This window comes from Mobilitalea sibirica (assembly GCF_015999265.1).
Lineage (GTDB): Bacteria > Bacillota > Clostridia > Lachnospirales > Lachnospiraceae > Mobilitalea > Mobilitalea sibirica.
The window spans coordinates 80,833-95,713 of record NZ_JAEAGR010000003.1; the positions used below are offsets into that span (position 1 = coordinate 80,833).

At 38.2% G+C, this 14,881-nt stretch carries 12 protein-coding genes; 9 read left to right on the forward strand and 3 right to left on the reverse strand.

The window, feature by feature from the left end; translation table 11 throughout:
• Positions 1 to 206 precede the first annotated feature (206 nt).
• The 3 genes from I5677_RS03945 (at position 207) to I5677_RS03955 (ending at position 2,482) form a co-directional block, all read left to right on the forward strand.
• Positions 207 to 986: a LysM peptidoglycan-binding domain-containing protein gene (locus I5677_RS03945; protein ID WP_197660274.1), complete on the forward strand. Its 780-nt coding sequence runs from the start codon at positions 207 to 209 to the stop codon at positions 984 to 986.
• Positions 987 to 1,248: 262 nt separating this feature from the next.
• A complete protein-coding gene (locus I5677_RS03950) occupies positions 1,249 to 2,163 on the forward strand; it encodes a DUF2935 domain-containing protein (RefSeq protein ID WP_197660275.1) in 915 nt (304 codons plus the stop codon).
• A gap of 139 nt (positions 2,164 to 2,302) precedes the next feature.
• Positions 2,303 to 2,482 carry a DUF1540 domain-containing protein gene (locus I5677_RS03955; protein WP_197660276.1) on the forward strand — a complete coding sequence of 60 codons (180 nt, stop codon included), beginning with the start codon at positions 2,303 to 2,305 and terminating at the stop codon, positions 2,480 to 2,482.
• 222 nt (positions 2,483 to 2,704) lie between these two features.
• On the opposite strand, the gene ytvI is transcribed toward I5677_RS03955, so the two are convergent.
• From ytvI to I5677_RS03970, 3 genes are all read right to left on the reverse strand, one after another.
• Positions 2,705 to 3,766, reverse strand: a complete 1,062-nt coding sequence (gene ytvI / locus I5677_RS03960) for a sporulation integral membrane protein YtvI (RefSeq protein ID WP_197660277.1) — start codon at positions 3,764 to 3,766, stop codon at positions 2,705 to 2,707.
• Between the two features lie 246 nt (positions 3,767 to 4,012).
• Positions 4,013 to 4,636: a DUF47 domain-containing protein gene (locus I5677_RS03965; protein ID WP_197660278.1), complete on the reverse strand. Its 624-nt coding sequence runs from the start codon at positions 4,634 to 4,636 to the stop codon at positions 4,013 to 4,015.
• Positions 4,637 to 4,668: 32 nt separating this feature from the next.
• Positions 4,669 to 5,718: an inorganic phosphate transporter gene (locus I5677_RS03970; RefSeq protein ID WP_197660279.1), complete on the reverse strand. Its 1,050-nt coding sequence runs from the start codon at positions 5,716 to 5,718 to the stop codon at positions 4,669 to 4,671.
• A gap of 492 nt (positions 5,719 to 6,210) precedes the next feature.
• Between I5677_RS03970 and ilvD the strand changes: the two genes are divergently transcribed.
• From ilvD to rbr, 6 genes are all read left to right on the forward strand, one after another.
• On the forward strand, positions 6,211 to 7,884 hold the full coding sequence (gene ilvD / locus I5677_RS03975) for a dihydroxy-acid dehydratase (protein WP_197660280.1): 1,674 nt from the start codon (positions 6,211 to 6,213) through the stop codon (positions 7,882 to 7,884).
• 36 nt (positions 7,885 to 7,920) lie between these two features.
• A complete protein-coding gene (gene ilvB / locus I5677_RS03980; protein WP_197660281.1) occupies positions 7,921 to 9,603 on the forward strand; it encodes a biosynthetic-type acetolactate synthase large subunit in 1,683 nt (560 codons plus the stop codon).
• Between the two features lie 295 nt (positions 9,604 to 9,898).
• Complete coding sequence (gene serC, locus I5677_RS03985; RefSeq protein ID WP_197660282.1) at positions 9,899 to 10,984, forward strand: 3-phosphoserine/phosphohydroxythreonine transaminase; 1,086 nt, start codon at positions 9,899 to 9,901, stop codon at positions 10,982 to 10,984.
• Between the two features lie 24 nt (positions 10,985 to 11,008).
• Positions 11,009 to 12,187, forward strand: a complete 1,179-nt coding sequence (locus I5677_RS03990; RefSeq protein ID WP_197660283.1) for a phosphoglycerate dehydrogenase — start codon at positions 11,009 to 11,011, stop codon at positions 12,185 to 12,187.
• A 372-nt stretch (positions 12,188 to 12,559) separates the two neighbouring features.
• Positions 12,560 to 13,801 (forward strand): DUF1015 domain-containing protein, encoded by a 1,242-nt coding sequence (locus tag I5677_RS03995; RefSeq protein ID WP_197660284.1) that lies wholly within the window; start codon positions 12,560 to 12,562, stop codon positions 13,799 to 13,801.
• Positions 13,802 to 14,055: 254 nt separating this feature from the next.
• Positions 14,056 to 14,649: a rubrerythrin gene (gene rbr / locus I5677_RS04000; protein WP_197660285.1), complete on the forward strand. Its 594-nt coding sequence runs from the start codon at positions 14,056 to 14,058 to the stop codon at positions 14,647 to 14,649.
• Positions 14,650 to 14,881: the final 232 nt, after the last annotated feature.

Genomic DNA, 14,881 nt, shown 5'->3' on the forward strand with positions numbered 1-14,881 from the left:
GTACCTTTCACAAAGATGCCATTCATGTTATTGAGGATTGGAATAAAAAACTGAGGGTGGAATGACTAATAATAAATACACAGGAAGTCATAAATGATGAAAACTTGGGTTTTGTATTGTAGTAGATTGATATCTTTGGTTTGGAACATTTTCACTCCTAGTATCATAAGTTGAAATAGAACTTGATATTAGGTGTGATAATCGATATGAATGGTACAATAAGATATTCAATCCGGCCATATGATACTATATGGATGCTGGCACAGGTATTTAATACTACAGTGGATTCGATTCTTGGCTTGAATCCGGGTATAGATCCAAGAAATCTACAAATTGGGCAAGTAATTACAATTCAACCGGGATATCAGTATTATCCGGATACTCCGAGAACGCCCGGGATGCCGGGAGCAATGCCTGGAAGACCGGGAACAATGCCATCTGAGGATGAGGTCATCAGCAGAGTAGAAGCGGATTTGACAGATTATATGCGTATGCTCTGGAATCAGCATGTTGCATGGACTAGGATGGCTGTGATGGGAATCGTACATGATCTTCCTGAAACAGATATGATGATTCAAAGACTACTTCGCAACCCTCAGGATTTTGCTAATGTATTGGCAAGCTTTTACGGGGAAGAGGAAGCCCAGAGATTTGAGGAGCTGTTTTCGCAGCATATTACAATAGCAGCGGATCTGGTTCGGGCTGCAAAAGCCGGTGATACTGCTGCAGTACAGGAAGCAGAGCAAAGATGGTATGAAAATGCAGATGAGATAGCCTCCTATCTGGCAAGCTTAAATCCGAATTGGCATGAAGAGGATTGGAGTGCCATGATGAATGAACATTTGGATCTGTTGGGAGAAAATGTAACTAATATGGTGGCAGGTAATTATGAGGAGAGTATAAACGGATATGACGATGTGGAAGCGCAAGCCCTTGAAATGGCGGATATAATGGCAGAAGGCCTTTATGAGCAATTCCCTGGTTAAATAGATATACCAAGGATATCCGGCTTTCATTGTCTTCCCTCAAAAGGCGATGAATCATTCATATGTAACGAAGAACTACCCTTTCCTATCAGGGTAGTTCTTCGTATATATGCAGGTAAAATAGAGTAATGGCAATAACGTAATAAATGAAGCATAGTCATCTTATTAAAATAAATTACTAAGTTTCACTATTGTTATGTAACAAATGTATGTTTAGTAAATACATTAGTAATGATAGGTATTTATATTGAAGGAGGCATATATGCTTTCACGTTATAATTTCATACGACAGTCTTTAGAGACCCATCTGTTTTTTGCCAGAATAATGAAGGAACATGCTTTTTTTCTACAAACAAGTTTTACACCCAGAGATGCAAAATTGGTGCAACATGCAGATGAGCTGCGGCAAGAATTTGATAAATTCTTGACTGACTGCATTGCATTATCCAACGGTGTGGTCAGTAATGAAGTCCTTCAATCAGGAGAAGTGATTACCCAGTATACATTAGAGGCAGAAAAATTAACTGAGTTTTATACGGGAGTGGATATTCCTACAAAGATTACGGAAGCTGAGAGAGGACTTAGAGGTGGGACAGAGTTTAATGGAGCCCTTGAAAGGCAGGTTGCTGTCTTAAATCGTAGGGCAATGTACTTAATTGATAATATCATTCAATTCAAAACACATATATTAGCGGATGTTGTAGCCTGCAAAATGTTCACATTCAATTATCCTCTTTTAATCGATCATATACTCAGAGAAGCTCAGTTTTATCTCTACTTGGTTAAAAGGCTGCAGGCCAGGGACGAAATTAACCTTATGAGGGAAGCTTATGAACAGGAAGCTTTTTGGAATAGGATTATGGCAGAACATTCCAAGTTCATTCGAGGTTTATTAGATCCATCAGAAGAGGAACTGATCGCAGCCGCCAATAATTTTGGTAAGGAATTCGATCAATTGACCTGTGAAGCGAAAGAAGCTATGGAGATGACCAGACCTTCCCTGTTAAGTGTGACGGATGAGAGCTTGAAAGCAACAAAGGAGCTTCGAGACTTTAAAGCACAGGGAACAGAAGGTATCCTGGAATGCAACGTAAAATCAATTATAATACCATTGTTGGCCGATCATACTTTACGGGAAGCGAATCATTATTTACGACTATTAGAAATATTTAGTTAAGTTGATTAGATAAAGAGTAAAATAACGTATATTAATACAAAGGTTTTTAAAAATTTTGATAATGAATTTATATTATGAATTTTTTCTTTTCCCAAAGCAAACAATAATAAAGCAAAAATAAATATTTGGAGGGAAAGAAATGGCAATCAGAAAGATGGATAAACCAAATGAAGGAATTAAATGCGTTGTTAATACCTGTGAATATTATATGAACGGAGATCATTGCTGCGCTGAAAAAATTCAGGTGGAACCAAGAAATGCACATGATTCTCAAGAAACAGACTGTGCTACCTTTGCACCAAGAGATTCATTCTCTTAAATTGTATACTTTAAGAAAGGTTGAAACAATCTTTCATAAGCTATACGATTAACTGTTCTTTAGCGATATTTGTATTATAATAATAAGAAATAAGGCTATCGCATTCAAAGTATATCATGAATGTGATAGCCTTATTTTCGTTTTATTGTTGAACGTCATAAATTGATTAGACTTTATGCTTCGTTCTCCGAAACACTTCGCTTTTTAACATATGTTCATAAATCATGAAAACAGATGAATGGTACCCTCATCATTTAATTTTTTAATGATAGTAGCTATGATAGGCAACAATAAAAGTCCCAGAATTCCCATCAACTGAACTCCAACAAACATCAGTACTAACGTCAGGACAGGGTGAAGACCGATCTGCTGACCGACAATCTTAGGTTCGATTGCCTGTCTGACTACGGTAATTATGATATAGAGGATCAGAATGCCGAAACCAATTTTGGTATTACCCATAAGGAAGGAAATAACAGACCAAGGAAGCAGAACAGCTCCGGTACCCAGTATTGGAAGTACGTCAATAACAGCGATTAATGCTCCAAACAGAAACGGACTTGGTATTCCTAAAATCCAGAAACCGATGGATAATTCTAAAAAAGTGATGGATATAATTGCAGCATAGGCCCGGAAAAACTTCCCTAAGGTTCCAATTCCATTATCTTTCAGCCTTAGTATCATCTCTCTGCGCTCCCCTTTGAACTGACGGATAGCAAAATCTGTGATGCGATAGTAATCAACCGTAAAGAAGAAGGAGGAAACGATTGTAAAGATTAATTTAATTAAGATGGAAGGGATTTGTCCTGCCAGTCCGGTAATCATTCCTATTACCGAAGAGGACGCATCCGATACAAAGGAAAATATAGTATTATTAATTTCAACGATAAAGTTCTTTAGATATTCCTCTATACCGGGATATTGTAAAATTAGATTATCAGCAGCTCTTCGAAAAGCAGGACCGATGTTCTTATCATAAAGCTTTGGAAGTCTACCAAATAAGTCCTGCAAAAAGGTGAAAATCTTTACACCAATCATGCTGACTAATAAGGAAACAATTGCGTAGAAAATGATTAAAACAAGAATTGCTACAATGGACCGTTTAATATGTAGCTTTTTTTCCAATAAATCGATCAATCTACGAAATGTGACGGCAATTATAATACCGATAACAAAAGGCATCAAAAGAGGAAGAAGATATTTGATACCGATATAACCAAGTCCTAGAATAAAAGTAATATAAACAACATGAATAATAAAAGCCTTTTGTTTTTCTAGATTCATAGAAATAACATACCTAACCTTATATCTATATTTGCAGGAAATAAGCTGAAACTCTTTGGCCGGTTGTTCCTGCTTAGTCACCGGAATTATTTATATTAAGTAAACCATATCGGGTGAATCAAATCAAGTGGTTTTAAGATGAAATATGAAATTTAACAAAGGTTTAACATATTTATTATTTTACACATTAAGAATTGAATTAATATATAGAGCGATAGTATTATATTAAGATATTTACTACCCGGATTATGTGTTTTTTATAATGACAAGTTCAATCAAATCTGCTACTTCCTCGCAGTTATTTAAACACCTTTCCAATCTGTTTATTACTTCAATTCGTAAATATAACTCATACGAATCTTTGAGGGACTTCGTAAAATTACGTATGGCTCCATAGAAGATTTTATCCCCTTCCTCTTCTAATTTATTAATTTCAATTATTATTGCGGCAAGATCTTTGGAGGTTTTAAAGTTCTTTAGTTCAACACAAGCTTTGAACATGCTTTCACAGCATTGTTCGATAAGAGTGGACATTTTTATCATCTCTACTCGTATAGAATCCAGATTAATCATATGGATATAGAGTAATACATCCTCAATAGAATCGGTTACATCATCTATTTTCTGAGATAGGTACAAGATATCCTCCCGGTCAAGAGGAGGTAAGAATTCTTTCGCCAGCTGCTTTGTCATAAAATGTCTGACAGTATCTGCCGCATGCTCAATAATGTGCATTGACTGTACATGTTGGGGAAGTTGTCTGGTATTATAACTACGTAATATCTTATGAAGAGACTGTGCTGCTTCATAAGAGTGTTGGGACATCTTAGCTAAGGCTTCAAAATAATTATACGCATTTTTTCTAGACATAATAGGAATTCCTTTCTTTATAAATAAAGTATCTAAAAAATTCTCATAAAGAGATAAGCCATAAGATATCCCATGACGCCGCACCCTGGAAAGGTTAAGATCCATGCTGCAACCATCTCATTTACGATATTCCAATTTACATTGGATAACCGCTTCGATGCACCAACACCCATAATAGCCGTGGTTTTCGTATGGGTGGTGCTAACAGGAACTCCGAAAATTGAGGCGGTCAATAAGCTGAAGGCTGCCCCGGTATCAGCTGCAAAGCCCTGATGCATATCTAATTTAACCATTCCCATACCCACGGTTTTTATGATACGGTAGCCGCCAATCGAAGTGCCAAGAGCCATAATCAGGGAGCATAAAAGCATCAACCAGATTGGTATTTTAAATTGGGTGACATTCCCCTGTTCTTTTGCAAGGAATATTCCAAGAAGAAAAACACCCATGAATTTTTGACCATCCTGAGCACCGTGCATGAAGGCCATAGCTGCCCCTCCGCCTATTTGGGCTCTTTTGAAAAAATAATTAGTTTTATGGCGGTCTAAACCTTTACAAAGAAATACAATAAACTTGGATACTAGAAAGCCGATACCAAAGCCCATTACGGTTGACAGGATTAAGCCATAGATTACTTTTACCCATTCGCCTCCATTAATGCCCTTTCCGCCCTGTATGGCTAGAGCTGCTCCGGTAATTCCTGCGATTAATGCATGGGATTCGCTGGTAGGGATACCAAAAGCCCAGGCTGCGCTTGCCCATACCACGATTGCACACAAAGCGGCACATAGGGCAATCAAAGCGTTTTTGGGATTGTCTCCAAAGTCCACCATATGATAGATAGTCTGTGCAACGGCATTATTAATCAGGGTCATAACCAAGACTCCAAGAAAGTTAAAAACAGCAGCCATAATAATAGCCTTTTTTACACATATGGAACGGGTCGAGACACAGGTGGCAATGGCATTGGGTGCATCCGTCCAACCATTGACTAATATAACTCCAAGAGTTAATGCAACAGTGATTAATAAGGAAGGCGTCCGAAATAACTGCTGTAGAAATTCAGATAAGGATATTGTCATATTCATCCTCCAATATAGGAAAGCATGAATGAATCAAGTGAATAAAACATAGATTTCATTCATACATAAGTTCCTGGATTATATGATATAATTCCATAAGGTCACTTAACTCTAGTTGCGAATCTTATTCTTCTAAGTAGGTTAATAGCGATTGTCACAATAGGTTAGATATTCAGATAAGAATGATAAGATCCAATACAGTTAATAAAACATATTCCAATAAGAAGAGTTTCATGAATTATAAGAAAGCAAGTTGATACGATTAGCAGAGATAACCGCAGTCTTTTTCGGAACTAGAGTATTAGAAGGAGATTGATATTCTGATAAAAAGTATAATTATTAATAAGTCTTGGAAAAAAATCCATAATTAATTTTATTTTTACATTGATTTTTCTATGAAAATCCTTTATTATATACTGTACTACTTTAAAGTAAGCTAGCAACCAATTAATAGAAAACTCTAATAAATATGAAAGAAAAGGTGATTGAAGGATGAGAAGTGACGCAGTGAAAACCGGTATACAGCAGGCACCCCATAGATCGTTATTGAACGCATTGGGCCTAACAAAAGAAGAGTTACATAAACCTCTCATTGGTATCGTAAGTTCCCACAATGAAGTGGTTCCGGGTCATATTAACCTGGATAAGATCGTAGATGCCGTCAAGCTGGGTGTGGCAATGGCCGGAGGCACTCCACTGGTTTTTCCGGCAATCGCCGTTTGTGATGGTATCGCAATGGGGCATCAGGGCATGCATTATTCCCTGGTAACAAGGGATTTGATTGCGGATTCTACAGAGGCTATGGCTCTTGCTCATGCATTTGATGCCCTGGTTATGATACCGAATTGTGATAAAAATGTACCCGGCTTACTTATGGCTGCGGCCAGATTAAATATACCTACGATTTTTGTAAGCGGAGGTCCGATGCTTGCCGGTAGAGTGAACGGTTCAAAAACCAGTTTATCCAGTGTGTTTGAAGCAGTTGGTGCTTATAGCGCCGGTAAGATGACTGAAGAAGAAGTTGAAGAATATGAAAATAAGGCGTGTGCTTCCTGCGGATCCTGTTCAGGAATGTATACAGCCAATTCCATGAACTGCCTGACAGAAGCAATCGGTATGGGACTTAAGGGGAATGGTACAATCCCTGCGGCGTACTCAGAAAGAATTCGACTGGCAAAGCATGCAGGTATGAAGATTATGGAGCTATTAGAGAAAAATATCTGTCCAAGAGACATTATGACTGAAAAGGCATTTATGAATGCACTTACGGTAGATATGGCACTGGGATGTTCTACGAATACAATGTTACATCTGCCTGCAATCGCCCATGAAGTTGGTATCGACCTTAATATAGATATCGCCAACGAGGTTAGTGCAAGAACACCGAATTTATGTCATCTGGCACCGGCAGGGCATACTTATATGGAAGATCTGCATGAGGCAGGCGGTGTATATGCCGTTATGAATGAATTAAATAAGAAGGGACTCTTACATACTGACCTGATCACAGCGACCGGTAAGACAGTAGGAGAGAACATACAAAACTGTATCAATCTAAATCCTGAGGTTATCAGGCCAATAGACAATCCATATAGTGAAATAGGTGGCATTGCGGTACTAAAAGGAAATTTAGCACCGGATTCCGGCGTTGTAAAACGTTCTGCCGTAGCAGAGGAAATGTTAAAATTCGAAGGTCCTGCAAGAGTATTTGATTGTGAGGAAGATGCGATCAAAGCTATCAAAGGCGGTAAGATCGTTGACGGTGATGTTGTTGTCATCCGATATGAAGGACCAAAGGGCGGACCGGGAATGAGAGAAATGCTCAATCCTACCAGTGCTATCATGGGTATGGGTCTAGGTTCCTCTGTAGCATTAATCACAGATGGACGTTTCTCGGGAGCTTCTCGTGGCGCATGCATCGGTCATGTTTCGCCGGAAGCTGCAGTCGGTGGAAATATCGCTTTGGTTGAAGAGGGTGATATCATTCAGATTGATATTAATAACAATTCCTTAAACTTTGTGGTATCTGAGGATGAACTTGCAGCCAGAAGAGCAAAATGGCAGCCCCGTGAGCCTAAGATTACAACAGGTTACTTATCCAGATATGTAACCATGGTAACTTCAGGTAATCGTGGAGCAATACTTGAGGTACCCAAAGTAAAATAACTGATTAGATAACTTTAATACCAACGGAGGTGTAATATGGAATTAACAGGAGCCCAAATAGTAATTGAATGTTTAAAAGAGCAGGGCGTAGATACCGTGTTTGGGTATCCGGGCGGAACAATTTTGAACATTTACGATGAATTGTATAAACATAGTAATGAGATTAAACACATCCTCACATCCCATGAACAGGGAGCGTCCCATGCTGCAGACGGTTATGCGAGAGCAACAGGAAAGGTTGGAGTATGTATGGCGACTTCCGGTCCCGGATCTACGAATCTCGTTACCGGTATAGCAACCGCATATATGGACAGTGTTCCTATGGTAGCAATAACGGCTAATGTTGCAGTGAATCTGCTTGGAAGGGATTCCTTCCAGGAAATTGATATCGCAGGAATTACTATGCCGATTACGAAACATAATTATATTGTAAGGGATGTCAGTAAGCTGGCTGAGACCATAAGAAATGCATTCCGTATTGCAGCTTCCGGAAGACCGGGGCCGGTTCTGGTAGATATAACAAAGGATGTTACCGCGGCAAAAGCAGTCTATAATAAAGTGGTTCCAGAGCCAATTCAGAGAAAAACCGATGAAATTACCGAAGATGATATAAAGAAGGCTATTGGTCTGATTACAAAATCCAAAAAGCCCTTTATATTTGTCGGTGGTGGAGCGGTTATTTCAGAAGCCCATGATGAATTAAAGGAATTTGTTGATAAAGTAGATGCACCGGTTGCGGATACCTTAATGGGTAAGGGAGCCTATGACGGGACAGATTCTAGATATACCGGAATGCTGGGTATGCACGGAACCAAGACATCAAACCTAGGTGTGACCGAATGTGATCTCTTAATTACCATTGGTGCAAGGTTCTCTGATCGTGTTACAGGGAATGCCAAGAAGTTTGCCCGCCATGCAAAAATACTTCAAATCGATATAGACCCCGCAGAAATTAATAAAAATGTAGTAACCCATAGTTCTGTGATTGGTGATATAAAAGAAGTATTAAAAAGACTGAATGAAAAGCTATCAAAACAAAATCATAAAGAATGGATTGCCCATATTATGGACCTGAAGGAAAAGCATCCATTAAGATATAATCAGGATACTCTGACCGGACCTTATATTTTGGAGAAGCTTTATGAGGTAACCAAAGGGGATGCAATTATTACTACGGAAGTAGGGCAGCATCAGATGTGGTCAGCTCAGTTTTATCAATATAAGATGCCAAGAACCTTTATTACCTCCGGAGGTTTGGGAACCATGGGGTATGGGCTGGGAGCCTGTATCGGTGCAAAAGTAGGAAGCCCGGATAAAACCGTTATCAACATCTCCGGTGACGGATGCTTCCGTATGAATATGAATGAGATAGCCACTGCAACCAGGTATAATATTCCGATCATAGAAATCATCTTTAATAATCATGTTCTTGGTATGGTTCGCCAGTGGCAGACCCTGTTCTATGATCAGAGATATTCCAATACCAACTTAACAGATAAAGTGGATTTCGTTAAACTGGCAGAAGCGATGGGAGCTAAGGCATATCGAATCCATAGTAAAGATGAAGTAGAAAGCGTTCTGAAAGAAGCAATAGCCTTAAACGAGCCGGTTTTAATCGACTGTATCATTGACAGTGATGACAAGGTTTGGCCTATGGTTGCACCGGGAGCTGCCATAGATGAGGTGTTTTCCGAGGAAGATTTGAAAAACAGGCAGTAAGCTAGTTTATAATAAGTGTTAATAAAAAGGATTAAGAAAACGTATTTGAAAATCATTCGTAATTGAGTTAATATAATATTAAATGCAAATAGATGGGGATGTTACAAAAGAATAGTTTATCCAATTGTAACATCCCCTTCAAAACAAATTCATATTGACAAAAAAATAACATAGTTTTATAATGTAAAATAACTTTACCTGTTTAAAGTAATGCAGTCACATTTTTAAGTATGGAATGTGAGTAAGTTAAATAAAAGGGAACAGACAAATAGCAATTCCAAGGGAGGATGAGATCATGGGAAGAATTTACAATTTTTCAGCAGGACCGGCGATGTTACCGGAAGAAGTGTTAAAAGAAGCAGCAGATGAGATGCTGGATTACAGAGGTACCGGGATGTCGGTAATGGAGATGAGCCATAGATCTAAGGCTTATGAAGCAATTATTAAGGAGGCAGAAAAAGATTTACGGGATTTAATGAATATTCCTGATAATTATAAAGTACTGTTTCTTCAAGGCGGCGCTTCAACACAGTTTGCCATGATACCGATGAATCTTATGAAAAATAAGGTTGCGGACTATATTATCACCGGACAATGGGCGAAGAAAGCTTACCAGGAAGCAAAATTATATGGAACAGCGAATGCGGTTGCTTCCTCCGCGGACAAAACCTTCTCCTATATACCGGATGTTTCAGATCTTCCGATCTCAGAGAATGCGGATTATGTTTATATCTGTGAAAACAATACCATCTACGGAACAAAATATAAGACCTTACCGGATACCAAGGGTAAAATCCTGGTATCTGATATATCCTCCTGCTTCTTATCCGAGCCGGTGGATGTGACTAAATACGGTGTGCTTTATGGTGGAGTTCAAAAAAATATCGGACCTGCCGGTGTAGTAATTGTAATTATTCGTGAAGATCTGATTACAGAGGACGTTCTTCCCGGAACTCCGACCATGCTAAAATATAAGATCCATGCAGATAACGATTCCCTATATAATACTCCTCCGGCTTATGGCATCTATATCTGTGGGAAAGTATTCAAATGGATTAAGAACCTGGGTGGCCTGGAAGCCATGAAGGAAAAGAACGAGAAAAAGGCAGCAGTGCTTTATGATTTCCTTGATCAGAGCAAATTATTTAAGGGTACCGTAGAAAAGAAGGATCGTTCTCTTATGAATGTACCTTTTGTAACAGGCAATGAAGAACTTGATGCTAAGTTTGTTAAGGAAGCTAAAGCGGCAGGTTTTGAAAACTTAAAAGGACATAGAACCGTTGGCGGTATGAGAGCAAGTATCTATAATGCTATGCCAATGGAAGGTGTACAAAAGCTTGTAGAATTTATGAAGAAATTTGAAGCTGATAATACAAAATAAATTTTCAAGGAAGGAGTTATGGGAATGAAATATAAATGTCTAAACCCTATAGCAGAAGTAGGACTTAATATATTTACAGAGCAATATGAGAAAACAGATGATATGAATCAGGCAGATATTGTACTGGTAAGAAGCGCTGCGATGCATGAGATGGAGTTTACTGATAATCTCAAAGCAATTGCAAGAGCCGGTGCCGGTGTCAATAACATCCCCTTAGATAAATGTGCAGAGCAGGGAATTGTAGTATTCAATACCCCGGGTGCCAACGCAAACGGTGTTAAGGAATTAGTGATAGCTGGTCTTGTTATGGCATCCCGTGATATCGTAGGTGGTGTTAACTGGGTACAGACCATTAAGGATGAAACCGGTGTTGGTAAATTGGTAGAAAAAGGTAAGGGACAATTTGCCGGTAAAGAAATCGAGGGCAAGAAATTAGGTGTAATCGGACTGGGTGCTATCGGTGTTTTAGTTGCCAATGCAGCAAATCGTCTTGGCATGGAAGTATACGGGTATGATCCGTTTATCTCAGTAGACAGTGCATGGAATTTATCCCGTGATATCATTCATGTAAAATCAAGGGATGATATTTATAAAAACTGCGATTATATAACCGTACATACTCCTTTGGTTGAACATGAAGATCCAAACATTAACACCAAGGAGATGATTAATAGTGATTCCATTGCTAAGATGAAAGATGGAGTAATTATTCTCAATTTTGCAAGAGATCTTTTGGTTAAGGATGATGACATTGCTGTTGCTTTAAAATCCGGTAAAGTAGCAAAATATGTAACGGATTTCCCTAATGATAAAACAGCAAATATGGAAGGTGTTATCGCAATTCCCCATCTGGGTGCATCCACAGAAGAATCCGAGGATAACTGTGCTATGATGGCGGTAAAACAACTGAGAGACTATATGGAGAACGGTAATATAAGAAACTCAGTGAATTATCCTAACTGTGATGCCGGTGTGTGTACTACAGCAGGAAGAATTGCTATCTTACATAGAAATATACCGAATATGCTTAGCCAATTTACCGGTGCTTTCTCTGCGTTAGATATTAACATCTCTGACATGGTGAATAAGAGCCGTGGAGAGTATGCATATACTGTAATCGATGTGGAAGCATCCGATAACACGGAAGTGGTAGCAAAACTTACAGGTATTAAAGGAGTCTTGAAAGTTAGAGTTGTAAAATAAATCTAAATAAGTAAGGATTAGTAAATATGAGGATGAAACAAAGGTTTTAAATAGCGACAACCTTTCGTGACATCCTCTTATATTAATTTGGGCCAGATAACATATTTTAATGCTTCCGATAGAATGAAAACTGCGGATAAAAATGTAATCGGCTGTTATGTAAAAAAAAATCACACAAGAAATCGGGAATTGAATTCTATATTTGAATCAGAAAGAAATATATATATGAGAAAAGTATTAAATAATATATAATAAGAGTATGTTTTACTTGAAAATGCGGTAAGAAAAGGTTAAGATAGTAATGATTACCATTACTGTTCTACATGTGATTTTTACCTGCCTTGTACTAGTTTACTGAAGGAGGATGTAATATTGGCTACTATAAAACCATTTAAGTGTATCAGACCAAATACAACCTTGGCTGACAAAATTGCAGCATTACCTTATGATGTATATAATCGTACGGAAGCAAAGCTTGAAACCATTAGGGAACCGTTATCCTTTCTAAAGATTGACCGTGCTGAAACACAGCTAGGAGAGGAGGTAGATACCTATGATCCGAGAGTATATCAAAAGGCTAAGGAGATCTTAGAAAGCATGATACAAGATGGTAGCTTTCTTTTTGATCAGGAGGAATGCTACTACATCTATGAACTTACTATGAAGGGCCGTTCCCAGACCGGAATTGTTGCCTGTGCTTCCATAGATGATTATCTTAATAATGTAATTAAGAAGCATGAAAATACAAGGGAAGATAAAGAAATTGACCGTATTCATCATGTGGATATATGTAATGCGCAAACAGGTCCCATATTTTTGGCATATAGAAACCAACAGGCGATTGATGAAGTGGTGTCAGATGCGAAAAAAGAAGCCCCAATCTACAGCTTTACTTCACAGGATGGTATCGGACATCAGGTTTGGAGAATTTCTGAAGGAGACAGGATAAAAAAAATAAGGGAAGCATTTTCTTTGGCCGGAAGTATCTATATTGCGGACGGTCATCATAGAGCTGCCTCAGCTGTTAAGGTTGGCTTAAAACGAAGAGAGAATAATCCCAATGACAGTGGTACCGAAGAATATAATTATTTCTTATCCGTGCTGTTTCCTCATGATCAGCTGATGATTATGTCTTATAATCGTGCAGTGAAAGATCTTAACGGATTATCAGAGAATGAATTTATTGATAAAATTAAAGAGCACTTTATGGTTACTACTATCGGAGAGAAACCATATGAGCCACGGGAGAAGGCTACTTTTGGAATGTATCTGAATGGAACGTGGTATGAACTAAAGTCAAAAGATGCTTTAAAAGAGATTAAGGACCCGGTGGCAGCATTAGACGTATCTCTTTTACAGGATTATCTGCTGGAACCCATTCTAGGTATTAAGGACCCCCGAACGGATAAACGAATTGATTTTATAGGGGGAATTAGAGGTCTAAAGGAATTGGAAAGAAGAGTGAACGAGGATATGACGGTGGCATTCTCCATGTACCCTACATCAATTGAAGAATTATTTGATGTATCGGACGTCGGCAAGCTCATGCCTCCAAAGTCTACCTGGTTTGAGCCAAAATTACGAAGCGGCTTATTCATCCATAGTTTATCCTAGTAGTTAAGCAAAACTTATAGGGAAAAATCTAAGAGGATAAATTTATAGAATGAAACTGTTCGTATCAACCTTTCTTTTCGTGATACGGTATTGGGATAATGAATGCACTTTGGTTTTGAAAACATACTATTGATAATGATTACGTATAAGGAAAACATATAGTTTAGATTACTCCCTAGAGACTTCTTACCAGTATGTGACTTTGGGAAAGAGTATTTCTATAAAAATAATATTAATAAAAGGAGGTCATTCTAATGGCTAATTTAAGAGGAACCAAAACACTTGAGAATTTAATGAAAGCTTTTGCAGGTGAATCACAGGCAAGAATGCGATATACTTACTTTGCTTCTGTTGCAGGGAAAGAAGGTTATAAGCAGATCCAGAATATATTCATGGAGACCGCAGAGAACGAGAAGGAACATGCTAAGGTATTTATGAAATTGGCTTTGGAGCATCTGGATGGTGAAAATCCCGCACCGGTTGATATTAATGCAACCTATCCTTTTGCATATGGTGACACCGTAGCTAATTTAAAGTCAGCTGCTGACGGTGAACATGAAGAACATGATGTGGACTATCCAGCATTTGCTAAAACTGCTAAGGAAGAAGGTTTTCCCGATATTGCATCCCGATTCCTATTAATTGCTAAGGTAGAAAAGCATCATGAAGAAAGATACCGCAAACTTCTCGAAAATATTGAAAACGGTACGGTATTTAAAAAAGACGGTAAAGTTTTCTGGAAATGTTTAAACTGCGGTTATGTTCATGAAGGAGACGGCGCACCAGAAAAATGTCCTGCCTGTGTTCATCCACAAGCGTTCTTCCAGCTCTTGGATGACTGTTTCTAAGAATAAGTACATATAGTGTTCTTAAAAATATCATAAGTATATTATAAAAGATAAACGTACCCGAATAGATTAAATGAAATACTTTAACCGGGTACGTTTTTTATGTATCAGTAAATAGGAGTATATGAAGAATGTAAATTTATTTGATCTGCGACCATATTTTTGCTGTCGATCAGTTTGGTTCTGGCATGGGCAGTTAATTTTTATAGCGTTATATCATATTCATATTTGT